The following is a 23,929-nucleotide window of genomic DNA, read 5'->3' on the forward strand; positions in this document are numbered from 1 at the left end:
GAAAAAGGGGGCGCACATGGCTTTAGAATTGTTGTTTGGTCGCGCAAGTGCCGACCATGAATTAGCGCTATTGGAGCGTGTGCAGAAGGTCTTGGTGGCTGATGAGCAAGCTGAGATTTTTTATGTGGTACCAAACCACATTAAGTTTGAAACAGAAATCCAAGTGCTGAGTCGATTGGCTGAGTTGGAAAATCGTCACGGAGCCGCAGTGGCTGTGCCAAACGTGCAAGTCTTTTCATTGAGCCGTTTAGCTTGGTACTACATGCAAGATGATCCGATTTATCGCCAAGCCAATTTGTCAGCGACTGGTATGACAATGTTGGTGCAAGCCTTGCTACGTGAACATCAAGATGAGTTGGTATTGTACGGCAGTTTGTTGACCAAGCAAGGATTTATTAGTCAATTTGCGAGTCAAATTCTTGAGTTGAAACAAGCTGGCTTAACTTGGTCAGAAGTGCGCGAAATGGCGGATAACTTATCAGGGCAAGGCACGTTGCAAATGAAGTTGCAGGACCTGGCCTTGATTGGTGAAGCGTTGGATCAAGAGTTGGCCAATCGTGGGCAATACTTGAACAGTGAATTGTTGACCGCCTTACGCGTTTATTTGGCGACGGAAAAGACCGATACATCACACCATTACTACTTTATTAATGGGTATTCACAAATGACGACACCGGAACGTGGAGTTGTTGAGGCGTTGATTGAACGCGCAGGTGGTGTGACGATTGCGCTGCCAGCTGACGACGGTGCAGCGAGTGTCTCGGATGTGACGTTGTCAGAAAATGATTTGTTTTACCGGCCAAAGCGTTTAGCACGCCAATTGCGTGATTTCGCAGTGGCTCATGATGTCACAGTGACGGCGAATACCGTGACGGCACAACGGCCAATTAGCGATACGATTGCTGCGATTGAGTCATTCTGGATTGATTACGAACAACATGGTATTCAACAACAAACGCAGGCGGCACCATTGCCTGATTTTGATGTGTGGCAAGCCACGACGCGTTATCAAGAAATCGAACAAATGGCCCGTATGATTCGCCAAGAAGTGGCCAGTGGCAAGCGTCGTTATCGTGATTTCATGTTGATGACGCGTGACTTGGGGCAATATGAGAATATCTTGCCAGCGGTATTCGCTCGTTATGAAATTCCAGTCTTTATGGACTTGGATCGACCAATGGGAGCCCACCCACTTGTGGCCTTTTTGGACAAGTTGTTCCGTTTGGCACCGGCCTACACAATTTCAGATGTAATGGGGTTGTTGAAGACGGAATTGCTGTTGCCTGAAGATGTCACTTTGGCTGACTATCGTGAGGCATTGGCGAAAACGGAAAACTATGCGTTGGCTAAGAATTTGCCAGGGTGGCGTTGGACGGATGACACGCCATGGCAGTTTGACCGCAATGTGGCCGACTCAGATGATGAAGTGGTCCGTGAACACGTAGCGGCTAAGGATGCCCAATTGGCGTTAATTCATAATCAAATTAGTCAGGTGGTGGCGCCGTTTTTGTCACGCCTTGCGGAAGCCAAAGATGCTCGTGAGATGGCGCGTGAGTTATATGGCTTTTTGACACAAATTGGCATTCAACAACGTTTGATTGCCTGGCGTGATGCTGCAATTGAAGCAGGTGATTTGTGGGCTGCCCAACAGCCGGAACAAGTTTGGCGCACGTTTATTGGGGTGCTGGATGACTTCGTGGCAGTGTTTGATCATGCTGAAATGACGGTTGAAACGCTGCAAGAATTGCTTCAGGCAGCGTTTGAAAGTGCTAAGTACACCGGTATTCCAGCGACGATGGACCAAGTACGCGTGTCTGAAAGTGGAATCGTGCAACGTCAGGGGTATCACACGGTGATTGTGTTTGGGGCAACTAGTGTTAATTTGCCGGCAACAACCCGTACAAAGGCGTTGCTACATGATGGTGATCGTGAATTATTGCAAGATAAGTTACCTGAACATGTCTTCTTGCGTGAAACATCTGAGCAACAAATGGCCCAAGAATCATTGTTGATGTACAGTGCGATGATGACGGCGGCGACCCGCATGATTTGGTTGTATGCAACCAGTGATGGGGAAGGCAGTCAACAAGCGTCGACGTACGTGACCCGTTTGGTGCGTCAATTCCATCAACCAGTGCATGAGTTTAAGGCATTGCCTGATCCACATGCGATGGATGTCCATGAATACGTTGGAACGGTTGCAAGTACGCTCGCACACTTGGTGGTTGTGAACCGTCAAGCGGAGAACCAAAAGCAAGACCGTCAGTCGGCTGAACTGAGTGGTGCTTGGCAAGGTTTGCAGGCCCAAATTAAGCAACTGGCACCGGCGCAGGCCGCCCGTGTGATGGGTGGTTTGACGTATGAAAACCGGCCAAGTCAAATCATGGCACCGTTGATGAGCCAACTATTCGGTAATGACCTGAAAGCCTCAATTTCACGTCTTGAGAACTATGCGAAGAATCCGTTTGAGTTCTTCTTGCAATATGGTTTGCGTTTGCAAGAGCGTCAGGTGTTACAACTAACGCCGGCTGAAAAGGGAACGTTGATGCACACGATTCTGGAGCGTTTGTTCACTGAATTGATTCGTGAGAACAAGACATTGAGTGAATTCACGGATTTAGAATTGCGCCTGTTGGAGCAAAATATTCTGCATGGTTTGCTTCAAAGCGGGGATGCCACATTTGATATCTTCACGAGTTCAGCCCGTATGCAATTCTTGACGCAACGTTTGGCGGAACAAGTGCACGATACAGTTCAAAACATGAAGCGCGGTCAATTAATTGACGGTGGGGTGCACACCCTTGGCGTTGAAGCTGGGTTCGGGTTGCCACAGAGTAAGTTGAAGCCGGTGCAATACGAGTTGCCTATTGGTCGCGTGACGGTCCGAGGAAAAGTGGACCGTTATGACCTGGTGGAAACACCAGCGGGTAATTTCTTGACGATTGTCGATTACAAGTCTGGTAAGCGTGTCTTTGACTACACGCAAGCTTATGCTGGGTTGGAATTGCAGTTGATGACGTACTGGACGGCAATGCTGACTAATGCAGATGTGCTACCAACTAGTGAAATGGGAGGGGCAGTGTTCTGGTCACTTCAAAATCCATGGATTAAGGCCACTGATATTTCAGGGGCGTCATTGGCTGAATTGCAGGAAGAAGCTGATAAAGCAGCCGCAAGCCAAGGTGCTTACCGTGGTGTCTTGCGTGACAATGAAGCTTATATTGAACGACTTGAAGGTGTTGAGGGTGTGAAGACACCATTTGCCTTGAAGCGTTTGAAGAGTGGTGGCTTTGCCAAGACGGCGGATGTTGTGACAGAAGACAACTTGAATACGTTGCTTCAATTTAACGAAGCAAAAATCCGCCAAATTGCGACAAACATTTTGGCCGGACAATTCCCACTATTGCCATTCCGTGATGGGCCAAATAAGACCGGAATGATGTACACGGCTTACAAGCCAGTCATGATGTTTGATGCCATGATGGGTAATGAATACCGTAATATTAAAAAGCTCAAGGCAGACGATGCCTTAAAGGCGATGCAAAATCTGATTAAGGGCGACGAAGATGAAGAAGAGGAGGCAGACTAATGAATTTTACAACGTCACAAGAAGCGGCCATTACGACAACTGGCCAAAATATCTTGGTATCTGCTTCCGCTGGTTCAGGAAAAACGCGTGTCCTGGTTGAACGTGTGATTCGACGCTTGCTGGCAGGCGAGAACGTGAATACGTTTTTGATTGTAACGTTTACTGAAGCAGCTGCGGCTGAAATGAAGGAGCGTCTTGAAGGCGCGATTCGTGGTGCATTAGCCGAGTCTGAAGGTGAACAACGTCAGCACTTGTTGAAGCAACTACGTCTATTGAATGTTGCCAACATTTCAACGCTGCACGCGTTTGCGTTGCGTTTGATTGAGCAGTACCACTACACAATTGATTTAGATCCACAATTCCGTTTGTCTGATGACGCCGAGCGGACGTTGTTGATGATGGAAGTGTATGGCGATTTGCTTGAGCAACGTTATGCCGAGGACCCAGATCAAACGTTTGCGAAGTTTGCGGCCCAATTCGCATCAGGGTCAACTGACGACCGCACACTGCAAGAATCAGTCTTTACCTTGTTTAACTTTGCGATGGCACGACCAGATACAACGTCCTGGTTGGAAAGTTTGGCCGATGATTATGAGATCGGAGATGATTTTGCGTCATCTCATTTCTTTAAGACGCAACTTTTACCAACGTTGCAAAGTGAGATGTTGGCGATTAATGACCAAATCACACAGTTAGTTAATCAAGCGCCGGATACGATGGATGAACCACCGGCTGTTAATCGCCTGTTGAATATTCAAAGTGATGCCGATGCATACGGCCGCTTGATGATGCTCTTGCAAAATGTGCCAACTAGTTGGGATGATTTACGTCAGGCGTTTGCATCAGTGACTTTGATGGGCTGGGGTAAAGGTGAAGACGGCAAGGGAAAGAACTTTACGTCAAAGCATGACCCAGAACTAAAGGCCGCTTGGGAACCGGTTAATGCCCAACGTGAGCAAATCAAAGAGCGTTTTGAGAAGCTACAAGAAAACTACTTCGCTTTGGATGCTGCCGGGATGCAACTCGCAATCGGTGGGGCCGGTGAGGTGATTACGCAATTGGTTGATTTCACGCAAGCCTTCCGTGAGGCGTTTCTGAACGAGAAGCTTCGTCGCAAGGTACTGGATTTTAACGACTTGGAACACTTTGCGTTGCAAATCGTGAGCCAACCCGCGGTAGCTGCAGAACTCCAAGCGCGTTACAACGAAGTCATGGTCGACGAGTACCAAGATACGAACCAACTGCAAGAAGCGATTTTGTCACAAATTGCGACTGGTGATAACACTTTCCAAGTGGGTGACATTAAGCAATCAATCTATAAGTTCCGTCAAGCTGATCCAACGTTGTTCGGTCACAAACTGACAACGTATCCCAAGACTGACGGCAACACTGTGATTACGTTGCAGGAAAATTTCCGTTCACAGCCGAATGTGACTGACTATATCAATTACATCTTTGCGCAGATTATGAGTGAACAACTGGGTGATGTGGAATATGCTGGCGAGGCCGAATTGGTCGCCGGGGCGGATTACTACCCAGCTGACTTGCCCAAGGAAGCCCAAATGATGGTGTACTTGGACCAAGATGATGCCGACGACGCTGAAGAAGATGAGCCGGACGTGAAGAACGAGTACGGCTTCACGAAAGCGACGGGCCAAATTCGCATGATGGCATTGAAGATTAAAGAATTGATGGATACGAAGTTCGAAATCTTTGATCGTAAAGCGGGTGAGAAGCGTCCGGTCCGATATAGTGACATGACGGTTCTAGTGCCAACCAAGAATCAGAACTTGGATGTGTTGGACATCTTCCGTGAGATGGATATTCCGATTGTCGTAAATGGTGCGGAAAACTATTTCCAAACGACTGAAATCTCAGTCATGATGAGTTTGCTACAAGTGATTGATAATCCGCACCAAGATATTCCATTGGCAGCGGTCCTTCGTTCACCTTTGTATGGTATTGATGAAAATGGGCTGGCGCTAATCCGCACCCAAGCGATGGACGATGATTTCTTTACGGCTGTGAAAGCGTTGGCGAATAACCCGCTCACGATTTCAGTCGAAGGGGTCTCGGTTGAAATGGTTAACGAAACGATTGCTGCGGTGCAACGTTTCTTAGCTGATTTGGAGACATTCCGCACGCTGGCCGTTCAGAATCAAATCGTTGATTTGCTATGGCAGATTTACAACACAACAGGGTGGTTGGATTATGTTGGTGGCTTGCCATCAGGGCCACAACGTCAAGCAAACTTACATGCCCTATATGAACGTGCTGCGATGTACCAAAAGAGTAGTTTCGTTGGCTTGTACCAGTTCATTAACTACGTGACGCAGTTGCAAACCCAGGACAAAGACTTGGGAGAAGCTGATGCCAACGTGGCGAGTGATAGTGTCTCATTGATGACGATTCACCGTTCAAAGGGGTTGGAATTCCCGATTGTCTTTGTGTTGAACAGTACGCGTAAGATGATTAGCCAGCGTGAAACGATGGGAGATGTCCTGTTGGACGCCCAAGCAGGGGCTGGTATGGATTACGTGGACTTGGAGCACCACTTGAAGTTGCCAACGCCACAACGTGAATTCGTGAAGGATGCCCGTATCCGCGGGGCTTTTGCTGAGCAATTACGTGTGCTATACGTGGCCTTAACACGTGCCGAGCAACATCTCTTTATGGTGGGTTCGTACAGTAGCGTGAAAGCACTATGGTCAAAGTGGTCGTTAGCTGAAAACGGGTCAGATTGGATGTTGCCGGAATGGGTACGTCTCTCAGGAAAGTCGTTTATGGACTTGATGGGGATGGCGTTAATGCGTCACCCACAAGCCCCGGCGTTACAAAATGTGTTGCAACGTTACGATGAAGATGATGTCGTTGATTTCAGCGAAATCCGGGCCAAGGCACCCAAGAAGCCATTTAATTTTGGCCTTGAAATTGTGGATAGCGCCGATTTGCGTTCAGCGTTGGATGCTTATCAAGCGGTTGCCACACCGCAAGTTGCTGTGGCGACGGAGGTGAATACCCCCGTGGTCGCTAATACTGATTGGCACCGAGTCCTTAACTTTGATTATGGCTTTGAAGAAGCAACGCGTGCGACAGCTTATCAATCGGTTTCTGAAATCAAGCGTTTGTTTGAAGATCCTGATTTGCAAGCGGGCCGTGGTCTGGTTGATGCCCGTTTAGATGTGGCTGATATGAGTGGATTGCGTTTGACTGACGAAACATTGCCGGAACCTGAGTTTATGCAGGAAGCCGAAACGCGCATTTCATCAGCTGCTATCGGTACAGCGACTCACTTGGTTTTGCAACGTGTTGATTTGCAACATGGTGCGCCAACCCGTGAGACGCTACGCGATTTGGTCGCGGATTTGACTGCGCAAGGATTAATCGAAGAACGTGTCGCACCGCTTATTTCGTTAGCCAAGATTGAACGTTTCTTTGCGGACATGCCACTTGGTAAGCAAATGGTGATGCATGCTGATTCATTGGAGCGTGAAGTGCAATTCTCATTGCTATTGGATGCAAGTCGTTTGTATAAGGGCTTCCAGGGGGATGAGAAGGTACTGGTCCACGGAATTATTGACGGTTACTTTGAAGTTGATGGCGAGGTCTGGTTATTTGATTACAAGACCGATCGCGTCACACCAGAAGACGCTGCGGAAACGCTAACGAGTCGTTACTCTGGTCAATTAAATATCTATGCGCAAGCACTGGTTGCGATGGGCAAGCCAATGCCACGTCGTTTTATCTACGCATTTAGTGCCGAAAAGATTATTACATTGGATTAAAAATTAGAAACGCGTCCACCATTTGGGAGGACGCGTTTTTTGTTGTCCCGTTTCGTATTTTTATCTAAGAAAGCGCTTGCATAACATTGTGAAGTATTTTACAATAAAACTTGTGAAGTAAGTAACAATTTGCGATTTTGAGGAGATTATTGAAATGAAAGCAGCTGTCGTACGTGAGAACCTAGACGGATTTGTAGACTTGATTGATGATTGGGAGCCACGCGCTTTGGGATTTGGGGAAGCCTTGGTTGACGTTGAATACAGTGGTCTTTGCCACACGGATTTGCACGTTGCCGCGGGTGACTTTGGTAACCCAAACGAATTAATCCCCGTCCATTCCGCCGTGTAATCGGACACGAAGGAGTTGGAATTGTCACGAAGCTTGGTGAGGGGGCTTCAGACTACTTGAAGCTCGGTGACCGTGTTTCAATTGCTTGGTTCTACGATGCATGTGGAAACTGTGAGTACTGCAACACTGGAAACGAAACGTTCTGCCGCAAAGTTCGTAACGCTGGTTTCTCAGTTGACGGTGCCATGGCCCAACAAGTTGTCGTAAACGCTAAGTATGCTGTGAAGGTGCCAGAAGGTTTGGACCCAATGGAAGCGTCATCAATCACTTGTGCCGGTGTCACGATGTACAAGTCATTGAAGGTTGGTGAGACGAAGCCTGGTCAATGGGTTTCAGTTGTTGGTGCTGGTGGTCTTGGAAACTTGGCCATTCAATACGCCCACAACGTCTTCGGCGCTCACGTTGTTGCCGTTGATGGAAACCCAGATAAGTTGGCCGCTGCTGAAAAGATGGGTGCTGAGTTGTTGATCAACCGTAAGACGGAAGACGTCCCAGCTATCATCCAAGAAAAGGTTGGTGGTGTGCACAATGCCCAAGTTACGGCCGTTAACACGCAAGCCTTTGACCAATCAATCGCCTCACTACGTCCGATGGGTAAGTTGGTTGCTGTTGCTTTGCCAAAGGGTGACATGCAATTGAACGTTGTGAAGACTGTGTTGGATGGTATCGAAGTGAAGGGTTCATTGGTTGGAACGCGTGAAGACTTGAAGGAAGCCTTCCAATTCGGTGCTGAAGGCAAGGTTAAGCCAATCGTGACGCGTGCAGATGTACGTGACATTAACGATGTTATCGAAGCAATGCACAACAACCAAATCACGGGACGTATGGTCTTCGATTTCAAGAGTTTGTAAGATAGTCACAGCAGAATAACGTCCCACGTGAGAGGGGACATTCTGGCTGTGAATCAAATTAACAACGATGCTCCTAAAAGCTAACAAAAGCCAGAGCTAAAAATAACCGTCACAAATTTATGTGGCGGTTATTTTTTGTGGGTGAATTGTCAATTCAACCGGAACACTTGAGATAAATAATATTCTTTAGCCGATCTCCAGCCGAAAAGCTTTCGAGGTCGGCTATTAATTTGCTCAACCATTTGTTCAATGTATTCGTCTGAATAATCTTCGATTGCAGTCCCTTTAGGGACGTACTCACGGATTAGCCCATTTGTATTTTCGTTGGTCCCACGTTGCCATGGAGCGTGGGGATCAGGAAAGTAAAACTGGACATCGAATTTCTTTGTTATCTCATCTTGCGCACTGAATTCATTTCCGCGGTCTGGAGTTAAAGTCTGTATCTGACTAGTTGGAAGGGAATCTAGCATTGAACCTATGATTCTCATAACATCGACGGTTTTCTTTGATGCCGCTCGTTTTGAAAGTAATATTCTGGTCTTCCTATCAACCATTGTGACCAATACTTGACCGCCTTTACGGCCAATAACAGTGTCCAGTTCCCAATCTCCAATTCGAGAGCGACAACCTGCTTCTGCAGGTCGCTCGTCAATCGTATTTGGAATTCTAATCTTACCTCGACGCTCGACATGACCTTTAGTATGTCGAGTTTTTCCTCTATGCCGAAGCGCACGAGCAATGCCCCGAGCTTTGTGACTTTTCACCGGCTGGCCCAAGTTATCTCTATAAATCGCTCGGTAGATTGTATTTGCGCTAATAATCGTATGACCTTTTGATATCTTTAGTCGACCAGCTATCTGTTCAGGCGACCAATGTTTTTGATTGATTCCATATATAACTAGTTCTCGCAGTTCAGTGTTATCTAACTTTCGGTGTTTATGCGACTTCGTTCGAGCAAGCATGTGCTTTTGATCGGCATCCTCAGCTTCATAAGTTGAGCCAACACAGCGGGCAATCTCACGAGAGATTGTCGAAGCGCTTCTACCAATTTCTTTTGCAATGCTACGCATTGACAACCCTTCTCTGAGTAAAACTTCTATACGTCCGCGATCAAATGCGGTAAGCTGATGATAATGACTCATAATGTTTCCTCGCGTTCTGTATGTTCTAGACAAACTACATTTTACGCTGGTTCATTATGAGTCAGTTTTTATTTAGCTTAGTGTTGCACTTGAATTGTAAATTCAAGTGTAAAAAAGCACCTCAACCGAAATTGAGGTGCTTGCAAAGGTTAATTATTTAAACGACGCTTGCGGGCGCGGAAAGCGCGGTCGAGGATGAAGGTAAAGATGACGAAGAGCATCATGATACCAAACATTGACCCGAATAACGCCTTGTATGAACCGCCGTCGATCATCAAACCACCGTATAGCGGTCCAACGGCACGGCCAAGTGAAATCGCCATGGTCATCATACCTTGCGAACGCCCCTTAGCATTTGGATCACTGATATCGTCAATCCAAGCTGGCATCTGGGGGCTCGCAAACATTTCACCGATGGTCAAAATCATAAAGGTGAAGATGAACATTGGATATGTCTTGGCCCCCATCAAGAAGATGAATGAAATCGCGAATAAGGCAGTTCCACCAAGAACGGTCAGTCGGAATGGCAACTTTTCAATGATGCGATCCAACAAGCCTTGCCCAACGATGATGACGATACCATTCAATGTCCATAGGAACGAATAATCTTGCGTCGTCATGCCGAGGTCAGTCATGTGCGTTGCCACAACGGTCTCCCACAAAATGTATCCCATATAAAGCGAGAATGCCAAACCAAGCAAGGCGTAAATCAAAACCGGTGTTTTGAAGTTACTCTTGGCAGCCTTAGCAGCTTCCTTTGAGGCTTGCGCGGTCATGCCCTTCACGTTGAAGTGACGTAGCACTAGTACGAAGAAAATTGCGTACATAATGGTTGCGCCACCGAAGACGTATTGTACACCGTGGTTGAAGAGGAAACCGACAATTGCGGTTCCAACCACGACACCGACGTTCATAAATAGATATTGCATGTTAAATACGCGGCGTGAATCTAATGACTGAATTGTGGCAGCGTATGAGTTTAACAATGTATAGATGATACCGTCGGCGAAACCAAGTATTAGCATAAAGACGGCGAATACCGGCCATGAGTGCCAGAAGGTTAGCAAGGCGAGCATCGCCGTTGCAAGCGCGACGGCACTCGCGATTGATTTGAAAGGACTCCATTTATCAAATAGATGTCCACCAACCCAACTACCAATCATCATCATGATTGATAGTCCCATGACGACTAGGCCGGCCATGGTCATTGTCTCGTGCAACACGTTGTGCATGTATAGCGTGGCGATGGGCCAGATTAGCGATGCACCAGTTGACTGGAACAGGGTTGTTATATATAGAATTGGGGCTTTGATTTCAACGTGCTTCGGTTTGAGCACTTCGCCATCAGCTGACGACACTGACATAAATCCTCCATCCGACATGATTAAATCATGTCTAAATTGTATAGTTTATGCAAAAAAGTGTAGCACATTCTCTCGAGTTGATATACTAAGAGAGGATGAATTTATTTTAAACGAAAACTTGGGGAAACATTATGGCGATTACACGACCTGAATACATTTTAGCGATCGATCAGGGGACAACGGGGACGCGTGCGGTTATTTTTAATCATAATGCACGACGTGTGACATCAACCGCAGTGCAGATGACACCAATCGTGCCACATACTGGCTGGTTGGAACAACGTCCGGTGGATATTTGGCGTACGGCGCAAACAGCCATTGCTGATGCCTTGATTAACGCGGGAATTCGTGGTGATGAAGTTAAGGCGATTGGGATTGCGAACCAACGTGAAACGACGATTGTTTGGGATCGCCAAACTGGGCAACCAATCTATAATGCGATTAGCTGGTCATCGACCCAATCACAATCAATTGCCGATGCGCTAACAAATGCTGGACACGCTGAGATGATTCGTGAGAAAACGGGGTTGCCAATTAGTGCCTACTTTTCAGCTACGAAGATTGTTGGATTTTAGATCACGTTGAAGGAGCGCAAGAACGAGCTGAAGCGGGGGAGCTTGTTTTTGGAACTGTCGATACCTGGTTGTTGTGGCAATTGACGGATGGCGAAACACATGCGACGGATGCAAGCAATGCGTCACGAACGATGCTTTATAACATTCACACACAGACGTGGGATGAAGAGCTATTGCAGCTGTTTAATATTCCAGCAAGCATGTTGCCAACGGTTCACACTAGTAGCGAAGTGATTGCGACGACGAATCCGATGCAATTCTTTGGGGGACGTGTGCCGGTTGCCAGCGTCATTGGGGACCAAAACGCGTCATTGGTGGGCCAGCTTGCACTTGAACCTGGGACTATCAAAAACACGTATGGTGCGGGGGCGTTCTTGTTGATGAATACTGGTAAAGAGCCTGTAAAATCACAAAATCAACTGGTGACAACCATTGCCTACCAAGTCGGTGATGAACCGACCTACGCTTTGGAAGGTGCCATTTTCTCGGCTGGGTCAGCAGTACAATGGTTGCATGATCGTTTGGGTCTAATCGCAACACAGTTGGATGCGTGGCAACTTGCTGAACAGTCGCAAAACAACGATGAGGTTTATGTCGTGCCAGCGTTTAACGGATTGGGTGCGCCGTACTGGGATCCACAAGCTCGCGGTGCGGTGTTTGGCATGACGCGTGGCACTGATAAGGCGGATTTTGTGAAGGCAACTTTGCAATCAATTGCGTACCAAACGGCTGATATTTTGACGATTATGAAAGCCGAATCCAAGTACGATGTTGTAAAGATGAAGGCGGATGGTACGGTATCACGTAATCCATACTTGATGCAATTCCAAGCTGACATTGCCAACATTGAAATTGAGCGATCAATCGATGAGGATACCACCCCACTTGGCGCGGCGTTCTTGGCTGGATTAGCCGTCGGGTACTGGCAAAACTTGTCGGACCTCGCGCAATATATTCAGAACGGTCGTCATTTCGGGGTTGATTTACCGGTTGAACGTCGTGAGGCACTTTTGAACGGATGGCATAATGCAATCGCCGCAACACGATACTTTTCCGAGGCGTAAGCATATAAATTGTATGTCATAAGTTTTTAATGTAAGCGTTTTACATTTTTGTGGCAAAACGCTGTAAAAAAGTTTATAATGTGGTTATTGAGTAAGAGTGTGAGATACTGTTACTGATTTGAACTTATACAACTAGTGATTATTTCGATTTTTTGAGAGTAAAGGAGCATTCATCGTGCCTGCAGAAATTACAACATTGTTGACATTCTTCGGTGGAACTGGAGACTTGGCTAAGCGTAAGTTGTACCCATCAACGTACAACTTGTTTAAGAAGGGCTTCTTGCAAGAGCACTTTGCCGTTATCGGTACGGCCCGTCAAGAGTTGACGACTGAAGAGTTCCACGAAATGGTTCGCGAATCAATTGCTGACTTCGTTGAAGATCAAGCAAATGCTGAAGAATTCATTTCTCACTTCTACTACATCCAACAAGACATTACTGATGCAAACGGTTATGCCGCTATGTTGGACTTGAACAACGAATTGGACGCCAAGTACAGCTTGAAGGGTAACCGCATTTTCTACATGTCAGTTGCCCCACGTTTCTTCGGAACGGTTGCTAAGTACTTGAAGTCAGAAGGTTTGATTACTGAAAACGGTGAGTACAACCGTTTGATGATTGAAAAGCCATTTGGAACATCATTTGGAACTGCCGAGGACTTGCAAAACGAATTGTCAGAAGCCTTTGATGATGCCCAAATCTTCCGTATTGACCACTACCTAGGTAAGGAAATGGTTCAAAACATTGCTGCCGTCCGCTTTGGTAACCCATTGTTTGACGCTACATGGAACAAGGACTACATCGAAAACATCCAAGTTACTTTGTCAGAAGTTTTGGGTGTTGAGGAACGTGCCGGTTACTACGATACGGCCGGTGCTTTGCGTGATATGATTCAAAACCACACGATGCAAATTGTTGGTTGGTTGGCCATGGAAAAGCCAGCGTCATTTAAGGACGTTGATATCCGTGCCGCTAAGAACGCAGCCTTTAACTCATTGAAGATTTACAACCGTGAAGAGGTTGCTGAGAACTTCGTGCGTGGACAATACGGTGAATCAGCCGATGGTACACAAAAGAAGTACTTGGACGAAATGGACGTGCCAGCGGATTCACAAAACAACACGTTTGTGGCTGGTAAGTTGCAATTCGAGATGGATCGTTGGGAAGGCGTGCCATTCTACATCCGTTCAGGAAAGCGTTTGGCCGCTAAGTCAACGCGTGTCGATGTTGTCTTCAAGAAGGGCTTGAACATCTTCGGCGGCGACGTTGAATTGGCAAACCCTGTTTTGACGATTTTGATTGATCCAAAGGGTGGTATCGAGTTCAAGATTAATGCTAAGGACGTGACGTCAGAATTCTTGACGCGTGTCGTTAACTTGAACTGGACGGTTTCAGACGAAGACAAGAAGTTGACGCCAGAGCCATACGAGCGCATGATTCACGACGCTATGGACGGTAACGGTTCTAACTTTGCTGACTGGAACGGTGTGGCGATTGCTTGGAAGTTCGTGGATGCAATCCAAGAAGCTTGGGACGCAACACGTGAGCAATTCCCTAACTATGTTTCAGGTTCAATGGGACCAGAAGCATCAAACGATTTGTTGGCTAAGGATGGCAACGAATGGGTCTTCAAGGGTTAATTCGCTAGAAAACGATTTTTTAACAGCTCAGTTGGCAGTTTGTCAGCTGGGCTGTTTTTGTCACAAAAAGGAGTGAGTGGTAATGGCAGATCGATACACACCGATTGAGTTAACGAACATGATTATGATTGAGAATCCAGAGACACATGAAGTGCTAGTTGAGGATCGTAAAAATCCAAAGTGGCCGGGCGTGACGTTTCCTGGTGGTCACGTTGAAATCGGGGAGACGGTGACGCAGTCTGTCTTTCGTGAAGCGCGTGAAGAAACCGGTTTGGAGATTGCGAACCCACAATTGATGGGAATTAAAGAATGGCCACTAGACAATGGGGCCCGCTACATTGTCTTTTTGTACAAGGCGACTGAGTATTCAGGGACAATTCACTCAGGTCGTGAAGGTGAAATCTTCTGGACAACGCGTGAAAAGTTGCTCGATGGGCGCTATGTGTTACCAAATACGTTTGCTGAGATGCTGCCGGTGTTTGACCAACCTGAGATTAATGAATTGGCTTTAGGTGCCCGAGTTAATGGTGAGGAACGAACGATTTCTTGGCAATAATTAGTTAAACGATTAACTTAAAAACCCGAACGTCCGAAAATCACGTGGAAAACCCACGTGATTTTTTTGTAATTTCGGTTTTAAACCTATTTTCAGGTTTTTACATGAACGAACGTGTTATAATTAACTCACAATAATAAAAATTACCGAACGTTCGAGGTTTAATGAGATATGAAAACACGACGCAGTGATCGCTTGGTCGATATGACGCGCTACTTGTTGGAGCGCCCACGTACGCTGGTGTCTTTGACACAATTTGCAGAATTATATGAAAGCGCCAAGTCATCAATTTCTGAAGACTTGACGATTTTGAAGCGCACTTTCCAGGAGCGTGGAATTGGTCTTTTGGAGACGATTCCAGGTGCCGCTGGTGGTGCGCGCTTTACGCCATACATGCTTGAAACTGAAGCAGAAGAATTTGTTGCTTCATTGGTAAACGCCATTGATGACGAGACGCGTGTCTTGCCTGGTGGTTATGTTTATTTGTCAGATTTGTTGGGACAGCCTTGGTTCTTGCAACGCATCGGTCGTTTGATTGCCACGCAATACTTGCGCGAGCCAATCGACGCGGTTATGACGGCTGCGACGAAGGGTGTACCAGTTGCACAAGCCGTTGCTGAAAAGTTGAACGTGCCATTTGTGATTGTCCGTAACGACACCAAGGTTACTGAAGGGCCTACGATGTCAGTTAACTATGTAACTGGTCAATCACAACGTCTTGAGAAGATGGAGTTGTCACGCCGTTCGTTGCCAATGGGATCTCGTGTCCTTATTGTCGACGACTTCATGAAGGCTGGTGGTACAATTCGAGGGATGGCTTCTTTGGTTAAGGAATTCGAAGGTCAAGTTGTTGGTGTTGCTGTCGTGGCTGAAGGCCGCGTTGAACACCGCGTTATTGATAAGTACACGTCTTTGGTTCATGTTGATACGAACAAGGATGATGGCATTATCAAGGTGAAGCCTGGAAATTACGCTGAAGAAATCTACGGTGGTGGATCACCTGCTGACGCCACTTCTGCTGATTAAAGTTTATTTGTGGAGAAAGATAGATGCAACGTTTTGTCATTATTTTAGCGGCTGGTAAGGGGACTCGTATGAAGTCTGACCTACCTAAGGTGCTACACGAAGTCGGCGGTAAGCCAATGGTTGAGATGGTTTTGGAAACGTCTCAAGCGGCGGACGCTGAGAAGATTGTTACGGTGGTTGGCCACGGTGCTGAACGCGTTGAAGCTGCATTGGCTGGTCGTTCAGAATTTGCCTTGCAAGCAGAGCAACTGGGAACAGGCCACGCTATTCAAATGGCTGAGCCACAACTTGGTGATGCCGAGGGAATGACGTTGATTGGTTCTGGGGATGCGCCTTTGTTTACGGTTGATACGTTTAACAAGTTGTTTGATTTCCACGAGCAATCAGGGAACGCAGTGACCGTTTTGACTGCAATTGCGCCTGATCCAACTGGATACGGTCGCATTATTCGTGATGAAAACGGCAATGTTGTCCGCATCGTTGAGCAAAAGGATGCAACACCAGAAGAAGCGGCAGTAAATGAAATCAACACAGGTGTTTATGTGTTTGATAACCAATTGTTGTTCAGTAGCTTGAAGCAAGTGACGAATGACAATGCACAAGGTGAATACTATTTGCCAGATACGTTGGAGATTTTGCGTAACGAAGGCCACACGGTTGGGGCGTTTGTGATGGATGACTTTGATGAATCAATGGGCGTTAACGACCGTGTTGCTTTGGCCCGCGCAAACAAGGTTTTGCGCGACCGCGTCAATGAAATGCACATGCGCAATGGTGTGACGTTGATTGACCCAGCAAATACGTACATTGATGTCGATGTTACGATTGGTAACGATACTGTTATTGAGCCTAACGTTTACTTGAAGGGTAAGACGCAAATTGGTTCTAACGTTTTGATTACGACGGGCTCACGTTTGGTTGATTCAATTGTGGCTGACGGTGCACAAGTGGACGCTTCACACTTTGAAGAAGCTGAAATTCGCGAGCGTGCAACGGTTGGTCCGTTTGCTCACTTGCGTCCAGCTGCATACTTGGATGTTGAAGCGCACGCCGGTAACTTTACTGAGGTTAAGAAGGCCCACTTGGGTAAGGGTTCAAAGATGGGCCACTTGTCATACCTTGGTGACGCCACGATTGGTAAGGATGTTAACATCGGGGCCGGGTCAATCTTCGTTAACTACGATGGTTTGCACAAGTGGCACTCAAACGTTGGCGACCGTGCCTTTATCGGTTCAAACTCTAAGATTGTTGGCCCAGTTAATATTGGTAGCGAAGCCTTTATCGCTGCCGGTTCAACGATTACGGATGATGTGCCAACGCACGCCATGGGAATCGCTCGTACGCGTCAAGTGACGAAGTATGATTTCTGGAACCGTACACCATTGCATGAAAAGTTTGATGATACTGAATCAGCAAAGCGCGATGCAAAGGCTGCTTGGGATGCCTTTTTTGAAAATAAGTAATGATTAATGAAAGCGATACCATGTACTAGGCCCCGTCAAGTTGACGGTGGAAATAATATAAAATTTAACTAGGCGCTCGCACCGCCGTAAATGGCCATATTCCGGAATTCTTCCGGGGTATGGCCATTTATAGTTTCCGAACGTCGAATCAAGTTGAAGTAATCAATTCCTGCTTTGATTGCCTTAACTGCTTCCTTGAATGTGAAACTGTGTTGCTTATCCCACCATTCGACTTTGAAGTCATTCCAAAACTTCTCCATGATGGCGTTGTCGTATGGTGTTCCCGGGCGAGACATACTGCGATGAGCGTTGTGTCGCCTTAGATAGTTTTTGAAAGCACCAGAAGTATACGCTGCGCCACGATCTGAATGCACTAAAACATGTCGTGGATGCCCGCTAATTCGATATGCGCGCTGAAAAGTTTGGACAGCTGCAGCTGAAGTTTCTGTTTCGCTTACGTTAAATGAAAGAACGTACGTACCGTATAAATCAATCACGGCTGAAAGTTTAAGTGTGTGTTCTAGGTTTGCGCCGTAGCGCAATTCAGTCATATCAGTTGCCCACTTCTGATTAGGCGCTAAGGCAGTAAAGTCCTGATTCATCACGTTATCAGTGATGTACATTTCATTTGTCTTAATATGGTTGTGCTTCTTCTCTCGGATATCCGCACGGATACCGGCGATATGCATCAAACGACGAACGCGTTTGTGGTTGATACGTTGAGAAATTTCTTCATCAAGATTGATGTACATCGTCATTCGCTTTACCCCGAGGTTGTGCTTATGAGCTTCATCAAGGCCTCTGATTTTCTCCATCACGAGTTGGTTTAGTTGATCATTCGCCGTTTCAGACCGCCTAAGCCACTTATAATACGCTTGCTTAGATACTTCGGCGGCCTCGGCTAATTGATAAATAGGATATGCCGCTGGATTTTCCTCATGAAGTGCATGCATTGCTTCGTACAACAGCACGTTAGCGACCCGGTTTACAGTTACCTGCCTTTGCTTAGAATCTCTTGTAATTTTTTTGCTAGGTCTAACTTCATCTGTTGGGCCTTTAACTCAGCCTTTAGACGCTTATTCTCAAGAACGAGCTTATCCATTTCTGATAACTCGTCTGCTGTCTTCTTTCGACCACGGCCATCACGCAACGCTTCGAATCCACCAGCTTCAACCTTCAATACCCATGAGCGGACTTGTTGGTAGCTTACTTTAAACTCCTCTGAACTATGGGTGAAGTTGCGGTCGTGTTCGATTGCGTATGTTGCGATTTCAACTCGCTCTTCGAATGTTGTCTTGCGTGATGCCATGGTAACTCTCCTTGTACCTGCGCCTGAAGAACGCAGTTCTTGATTCCCATTATACTTTGAAACCCAATCAGATATTTGACTATCACTACGTAGTTTGAATCGTCGTGTCAATTCTCGTAATGTTCCTTCACCAGACAAGTAAGCTTGCACAACTTTACGCTTAAATTCCTTAGAATATTTTTGATTATCTTGTGATTCGCTAAGCCCCTCCATACCGAAATTAGCGTATAACCGCAACCAGTTATGCAATGCATTCAGCCCGACATTATTCGATAAAGCGAAGGCTCTCATAGATAAAGAAGACTTTTGATACGATTCAATCATCTTCAATTTCTCTTTAGGTGAATATTTTGATCTAGACATAGAAAAATCCCCTAGAAGTTGACGGAAGAAATTTATATTATTTCTTCCGTCAACCTCTAGGGGACTATAGCACCATGTTTGTGGTGTCGCTTTTTTCGTTAACGAACTTTGAAGAGAATATGAAAGTGTTCGGAAAACTGCACGGCGTATTCGTTGAAGAATATGTAAAAAAACTGTACAATGTAACTATTGAACACTTGAGGAACACAGTGATGTGTCTATGGAGGACAACATGGCGACTTATGCGGATCCGCATTTGAAGATTTTTTCATTGAGCAGCAATCAGCCTTTGGCAGAAAAGATTGCCGCTTCAATTGGCGTGGAATTGTCACAAATTAACATTGCACGATTTAGTGACGGTGAAATCCAAATCAACATCGAAGAGTCAGTACGTGGTGATAACGTGTACGTTATCCAACCAACGTCAGCACCCGTTAACGATAGTTTGATGGAGTTGATGATTATGATTGACGCTTTGCGCCGTGCAAGTGCAAAGTCAATCAACGTGGTTATGCCTTACTATGGCTATGCCCGTCAAGATCGTAAGGCTCGTTCACGCGAACCTATCTCAGCTAAGTTGGTAGCCAACATGCTTGAGATGGTTGGTGCAACACGTGTCTTGGTTTTGGACTTGCACGCTGCGCAAATCCAAGGATTTTTGACATTCCTGTTGACCACATGATGGGTGCGCCTTTGTTGGCCGACTACCTAATCACGTCTGGTATTGCTGATGACAACACAGTTGTTGTGTCACCTGATCACGGTGGTGTAACACGTGCACGTGCATTGGCTGAATTGTTGGGTTCACAAGAGCCTATCGCAATTATTGATAAGCGTCGTCCTAAGGCGAACGTGGCGCAAATCATGAACATCATCGGTGATGTTAAGGGTAAGCGCGCGATTATGATTGATGACATGATTGACACTGGTGGAACTATTTCACAAGGTGCACAAAAGTTGAAGGATGAAGGGGCTGCTGAAGTCTACGTTGTGGCAACACACGCGGTCTTCTCAGGGCCAGCTGTCGACAACTTGCAAAACTCAGTCTTTGAGAAGGTTATCGTAACTGACTCAATTAACTTGCCTGAAGAGAAGAAGTTCCCTAAGTTGGTGCAAGTGACGACTGCAGAATTGATTGGTGAAGCGATTAAGCGTATCAATGAGAACCAAGCGGTATCTCCATTGTTCAAGAACCGTTTCCACCGCACGGTCGACTAACAGAATTTGAGTTTTTAAAGCATTGTTCTAATACTAATTTAGGGCAGTGCTTTTTCTATAAAGAAGGGATATTCTAATGGCAAAGAAGAAGATGATTTTGGATTTGGACACTGGTGTTGATGACGCTTTGGCGTTGGCATACGCTTTGGCAACGCCGGATTCAGATTTGATTGGGGTTGTTTCATCATTTGGTAACACGCAAGTTAACACGGCGGGTGAGAACACGTTGAAGTTGCTTGAGTTGTTGGGACGCGAAGATGTGCCAGTATTTATCGGGGCTGCACACTCATCAACGACTGATAACTTTGAAACAATGCAAGTTTCAATGGATATCCACGGTAAGAATGGTATCGGGGATGTTGAATTGCCAACGCCAAGTCGCTCAGTTGAAAAGCAAACTGCAGTTGACTTCATCATTGAAGCTGCTCACAAGTATGCTGATGATTTGGTGATTGTGCCAACTGGTCCTTTGACTAACTTGGCTGAGGCTTACCAAAAGGATCCTGAAATTGAAAACTTGATTGGTAATGTAACGTTGATGGGTGGGGCGCTTGTTGTGCCTGGAAACGTTACGCCATATACTGAGGCGAATATCAACCAAGACCCAGAAGCGGCTGACTATGTCTTTAAGCACGCTAAGCACCTTGTGATGGTTGGCTTGGATGTCACGTTGCAAACGTTGTTGACGAAGAAGGAAACGCAAGTATGGCGTGATTTGGGAACAGAAAAGGGACGCGTTTTCGCCGATATTTTCGATTACTACATTGACGCTTACTACAACTTGGATATCAACAAGGCTGGGGCTGCATTGCACGATCCACTAGCTGTTGGTGTTGCGGTTGACCCAAATTTGGTAACGTTGTTGCCACTAAACATGATGGTAACGCCGGAAGATGGTCGCACGATTGGTGACCCATCTCGTTTGCGTGATCCACACAAGAATAACTTTGCTGCTGTTGCCGTTGATGAGCCGTTCTACTTGGAGCGCTTCATGAACTACACGACTGCATTGTTTAAGTAAGCTAACTAAGCACGATGAAAGTCGTGCTTTTTTGCTATTTATCAAGCGAATTAGTTTGTTGGTTTTATCAGCATGAAAGCGTATGACACGCGGTATGACGTGAATTTATAATGGATATTTCACTTGCAAAACGTTTGTATCGCGTGTAAACTTAGTTCTTGTGAGTTATGTTGAATTAAATTTCAACAGCTCTCCTTGCCGGCAGGAAGTCGGCCATAGACCAAAAGGAGGAAGTTATTATGGCATACGAATTGACGTACATCATTCGCCCTGACATGGACGCTGATGCTAAGAAGGCATTGGTTGAGCGTTTCGACAAGATCTTGGCGGACAACGGTGCAACGGTGGCAGAGTCTAAGGACTGGTCATCACGTCGTTTTGCATACGAAATTGCAGGTTACCGTGAGGGTACTTACCACATCGTTAACTTTACTGCAGAAGATGACGCAGCCATCAACGAATTTGATCGTTTGGCAAAGATCTCACAAGATATCTTGCGTCACATGGTTGTAAAGCGCGACTTTGCATCAGCTGAGTAATTGTTAGCTTAATTGTCTAACATTTTTTATTGACTTAGTTGCAGGTCATTAAGACCGATTGAAAGGAGACTTTCCATATGATTAATCGTGTTGTTCTGGTTGGTCGCTTGACGCGTGACGTTGAATTGCGTTACACGACTTCAGGTGCTGCTGTCGGAACTTTCTCACTAGCTGTTAACCGTCAGTTTACTAACGCTAATGGTGAGCGTGAGACCGACTTTATTAACGCCGTTATCTGGCGTAAGTCGGCTGAAAACTTTGCTAACTTTACCTCTAAGGGGTCATTGGTGGCGGTTGAAGGTCGCTTGCAAACTCGTAACTACGAGAACCAACAAGGTCAACGTGTTTATGTAACGGAAGTTGTCGTTGATAACTTCTCATTGTTGGAGAGTCGAGCTGAAAGCGAACAACGCCGTTCACAAAACGGTGGTGCAAGCAACAACTTCGGCGGTGGTCAACAAGGTGGCAACCAAGGCGGCTTCAATGCTGCACCAGCACAAAACCCATTCGGTGGTTCATCATCATCAAATGGCAACGTGTTTGGCGGTAACCAACCTTCACAACCATCAAATGATCCTTTCGGTGGTGGTCAAGAGGTTGATATCTCTGACGATGATCTACCATTCTAAGTTGATATATCTAATTGTCTAACGACATAAGTCTATCAGGAGGAATTAATCATGGCACAACAACGTCGTGGTGGCGGCCCTCGCCGTCGTCGTAAGGTTGACTTTATCGCAGCCAACCACATTGAATACGTGGATTACAAGGACACTGAATTGTTGGAGCGTTTCATCTCAGAACGCGGTAAGATCTTGCCTCGTCGTGTGACGGGTACGTCTGCTAAGAACCAACGTAAGGTGACGACTGCTATCAAGCGTGCACGTGTTATGGGTCTTTTGCCATTCGTTGCAGAAGACTAATAGCATACGCTTTTAGTAACAACCTTTAAAAGAGTGAATCAGCATTGCTGGTTCACTCTTTTTTTATGCTTTCATGGCTTTTCTGACACGTTTGTGCGGTATTCTCGGGCAAACATGGGAAAGGAGCGTACTTATGAAGAAGTGGCTTATCGGTGGTGTAGTGGCGATTGTAGCGCTAATCTTGGGGGCGGTTGGTATGAATGTGTACAACGAGCATCAAGAGGGAAAGTTTGAACGTCAATATGAGTCGAGTGTTGCACGTTCGTATTCAGAATCAATCGCAAAGTCTTCATCAACAAGTTCTGGCGTATCATCGTCGACTACTTCTGGAACGGCAACGTCAGTGGCCTTGCCATCAGAACAAGAAGTTGTTGATCGCTTGAAGAGTGACTTGGACAAGTTTATTGCTGATCAAAAGGGTGGCATTATTCAAACGGGTTCAGCTGAAGACATCCGTGATGCGTTTGAAGATACTTATGTAGACACGTACCAAAATGAATTAGAAGCAAAGTTCCCGGGCGAAGCGAACGAAGATCAAATCGAATCATTGATTGATTTAGGTTTGTTGACACTGAACTTCGATGAGAAGATTGCTGCAGCGAAGTAATATAAAGCAGACTGGGGAATGTCGGAGGCTTTAGACCGACAGCCACTGTGAAAAAAGCCGGTTACGCAGAACGCGAACCGGCTTTTGTGCATGATGGCAAAAAGAAAACCGCCAGGTCAATGACCTGGCGGTTATGGGATGGGCAGACAGGGGCTCGAACCCTGGACCCACGGATTAAGAGTCCGTTGCTCTACCAACTGAGCTATCTGCCCATAATTTTCTTTGTTGCCTCAACAACAGAATTAATAATACCAGATAATTAGTAAGCATGCAAGCGTTTTGTTTGAAAAAAGTGATCATAGAGTAGACTGGGAATGTCGGAGGTTTTAGACAGAGTGATAACTGCTGTGATCAAACAACCTAGGGGGCGATACAATAAATCTCGCCATGTTGAGATTGCTGGCTGCTCTGATAAAATGGCAAAAAGAAAACCGCCAGGTCAATGACCTAGCGGCTATGGGATGGGCAGACAGGGGCTCGAACCCTGGACCCACGGATTAAGAGTCCGTTGCTCTACCAACTGAGCTATCTGCCCATAATTTTCTT

15 protein-coding genes, 2 tRNA genes and 3 pseudogenes are annotated in these 23,929 nt (G+C 46.2%); 14 read left to right on the forward strand and 6 right to left on the reverse strand.

Annotated elements, in window-relative coordinates; all coding sequences use genetic code 11:
* The first annotated feature begins 16 nt into the window (after window positions 1-16).
* The 3 genes and pseudogenes from OIT45_RS06625 (at window position 17) to adhP (ending at window position 8,574) form a co-directional block, all read left to right on the forward strand.
* Complete coding sequence (locus tag OIT45_RS06625) at window positions 17-3,589, forward strand: PD-(D/E)XK nuclease family protein (protein ID WP_264339942.1); 3,573 nt, start codon at window positions 17-19, stop codon at window positions 3,587-3,589.
* Window positions 3,589-7,374, forward strand: a complete 3,786-nt coding sequence (gene addA / locus OIT45_RS06630; RefSeq protein ID WP_199403877.1) for a helicase-exonuclease AddAB subunit AddA — start codon at window positions 3,589-3,591, stop codon at window positions 7,372-7,374. The genes OIT45_RS06625 and addA overlap by 1 nt, the downstream gene beginning before the upstream one ends.
* 154 nt (window positions 7,375-7,528) lie before the next feature.
* A pseudogene (adhP, locus tag OIT45_RS06635) lies at window positions 7,529-8,574 on the forward strand (alcohol dehydrogenase AdhP).
* Window positions 8,575-8,723: 149 nt separating this feature from the next.
* On the opposite strand, the gene OIT45_RS06640 reads toward adhP, so the two are convergent.
* Window positions 8,724-9,716, reverse strand: coding sequence for an IS30 family transposase (locus tag OIT45_RS06640; RefSeq protein WP_264329956.1), 993 nt, complete (start codon window positions 9,714-9,716; stop codon window positions 8,724-8,726).
* A gap of 149 nt (window positions 9,717-9,865) precedes the next feature.
* Complete coding sequence (locus tag OIT45_RS06645; RefSeq protein WP_135798486.1) at window positions 9,866-11,080, reverse strand: MFS transporter; 1,215 nt, start codon at window positions 11,078-11,080, stop codon at window positions 9,866-9,868.
* Between the two features lie 131 nt (window positions 11,081-11,211).
* On the opposite strand from OIT45_RS06645, the pseudogene glpK reads away from it, so the two are divergent.
* The 5 genes and pseudogenes from glpK to glmU all read left to right on the forward strand — a co-directional run bounded on the left by glpK (window position 11,212) and on the right by glmU (window position 17,403).
* A pseudogene (glpK, locus tag OIT45_RS06650) lies at window positions 11,212-12,719 on the forward strand (glycerol kinase GlpK).
* Between the two features lie 175 nt (window positions 12,720-12,894).
* On the forward strand, window positions 12,895-14,358 hold the full coding sequence (gene zwf / locus OIT45_RS06655; RefSeq protein WP_199404967.1) for a glucose-6-phosphate dehydrogenase: 1,464 nt from the start codon (window positions 12,895-12,897) through the stop codon (window positions 14,356-14,358).
* Window positions 14,359-14,440: 82 nt separating this feature from the next.
* The gene (locus tag OIT45_RS06660; RefSeq protein ID WP_199404966.1) at window positions 14,441-14,914 is read left to right on the forward strand and encodes an 8-oxo-dGTP diphosphatase; all 474 of its coding nucleotides are present in this window, start codon (window positions 14,441-14,443) and stop codon (window positions 14,912-14,914) included.
* Between the two features lie 171 nt (window positions 14,915-15,085).
* The gene (gene purR / locus OIT45_RS06665) at window positions 15,086-15,940 is read left to right on the forward strand and encodes a pur operon repressor (protein ID WP_003608776.1); all 855 of its coding nucleotides are present in this window, start codon (window positions 15,086-15,088) and stop codon (window positions 15,938-15,940) included.
* 23 nt (window positions 15,941-15,963) lie between these two features.
* Window positions 15,964-17,403, forward strand: a complete 1,440-nt coding sequence (gene glmU, locus OIT45_RS06670) for a bifunctional UDP-N-acetylglucosamine diphosphorylase/glucosamine-1-phosphate N-acetyltransferase GlmU (RefSeq protein WP_199404965.1) — start codon at window positions 15,964-15,966, stop codon at window positions 17,401-17,403.
* Window positions 17,404-17,471: 68 nt separating this feature from the next.
* Here glmU and OIT45_RS06675 read toward each other — a convergent pair whose 3' ends face one another.
* Both OIT45_RS06675 and OIT45_RS06680 read right to left on the reverse strand, forming a co-directional pair.
* Window positions 17,472-18,374 carry an IS3 family transposase gene (locus tag OIT45_RS06675; protein ID WP_264330023.1) on the reverse strand — a complete coding sequence of 301 codons (903 nt, stop codon included), beginning with the start codon at window positions 18,372-18,374 and terminating at the stop codon, window positions 17,472-17,474.
* A gap of 20 nt (window positions 18,375-18,394) precedes the next feature.
* Window positions 18,395-19,075: a transposase gene (locus OIT45_RS06680; RefSeq protein ID WP_264330024.1), complete on the reverse strand. Its 681-nt coding sequence runs from the start codon at window positions 19,073-19,075 to the stop codon at window positions 18,395-18,397.
* 232 nt (window positions 19,076-19,307) lie between these two features.
* Here OIT45_RS06680 and OIT45_RS06685 point away from each other — a divergent pair.
* From OIT45_RS06685 to OIT45_RS06710, 6 genes and pseudogenes are all read left to right on the forward strand, one after another.
* Window positions 19,308-20,293: pseudogene (locus tag OIT45_RS06685) on the forward strand (ribose-phosphate diphosphokinase).
* A 76-nt stretch (window positions 20,294-20,369) separates the two neighbouring features.
* A complete protein-coding gene (locus tag OIT45_RS06690) occupies window positions 20,370-21,314 on the forward strand; it encodes a nucleoside hydrolase (RefSeq protein WP_199404750.1) in 945 nt (314 codons plus the stop codon).
* A 239-nt stretch (window positions 21,315-21,553) separates the two neighbouring features.
* Window positions 21,554-21,853, forward strand: a complete 300-nt coding sequence (gene rpsF, locus OIT45_RS06695) for a 30S ribosomal protein S6 (RefSeq protein WP_003608769.1) — start codon at window positions 21,554-21,556, stop codon at window positions 21,851-21,853.
* A 77-nt stretch (window positions 21,854-21,930) separates the two neighbouring features.
* Window positions 21,931-22,482 (forward strand): single-stranded DNA-binding protein, encoded by a 552-nt coding sequence (ssb, locus tag OIT45_RS06700; RefSeq protein WP_199404749.1) that lies wholly within the window; start codon window positions 21,931-21,933, stop codon window positions 22,480-22,482.
* 51 nt (window positions 22,483-22,533) lie between these two features.
* On the forward strand, window positions 22,534-22,776 hold the full coding sequence (gene rpsR, locus OIT45_RS06705; protein ID WP_003608765.1) for a 30S ribosomal protein S18: 243 nt from the start codon (window positions 22,534-22,536) through the stop codon (window positions 22,774-22,776).
* 133 nt (window positions 22,777-22,909) lie between these two features.
* Entirely contained in the window at window positions 22,910-23,383 is a 474-nt protein-coding gene (locus tag OIT45_RS06710) for a hypothetical protein (protein WP_199404748.1), read from the forward strand.
* A gap of 139 nt (window positions 23,384-23,522) precedes the next feature.
* Here the strand turns inward: OIT45_RS06710 and OIT45_RS06715 are convergent.
* Both OIT45_RS06715 and OIT45_RS06720 read right to left on the reverse strand, forming a co-directional pair.
* Window positions 23,523-23,595, reverse strand: a tRNA-Lys gene (locus OIT45_RS06715).
* A gap of 250 nt (window positions 23,596-23,845) precedes the next feature.
* Window positions 23,846-23,918 (reverse strand) — tRNA-Lys (locus OIT45_RS06720).
* Between the last annotated feature and the right edge of the window lie 11 nt (window positions 23,919-23,929).

The sequence above is a fragment of the Weissella sp. LMG 11983 genome, from assembly GCF_025908495.1.
GTDB classification, from domain to species: Bacteria; Bacillota; Bacilli; order Lactobacillales; family Lactobacillaceae; genus Weissella; species Weissella fermenti.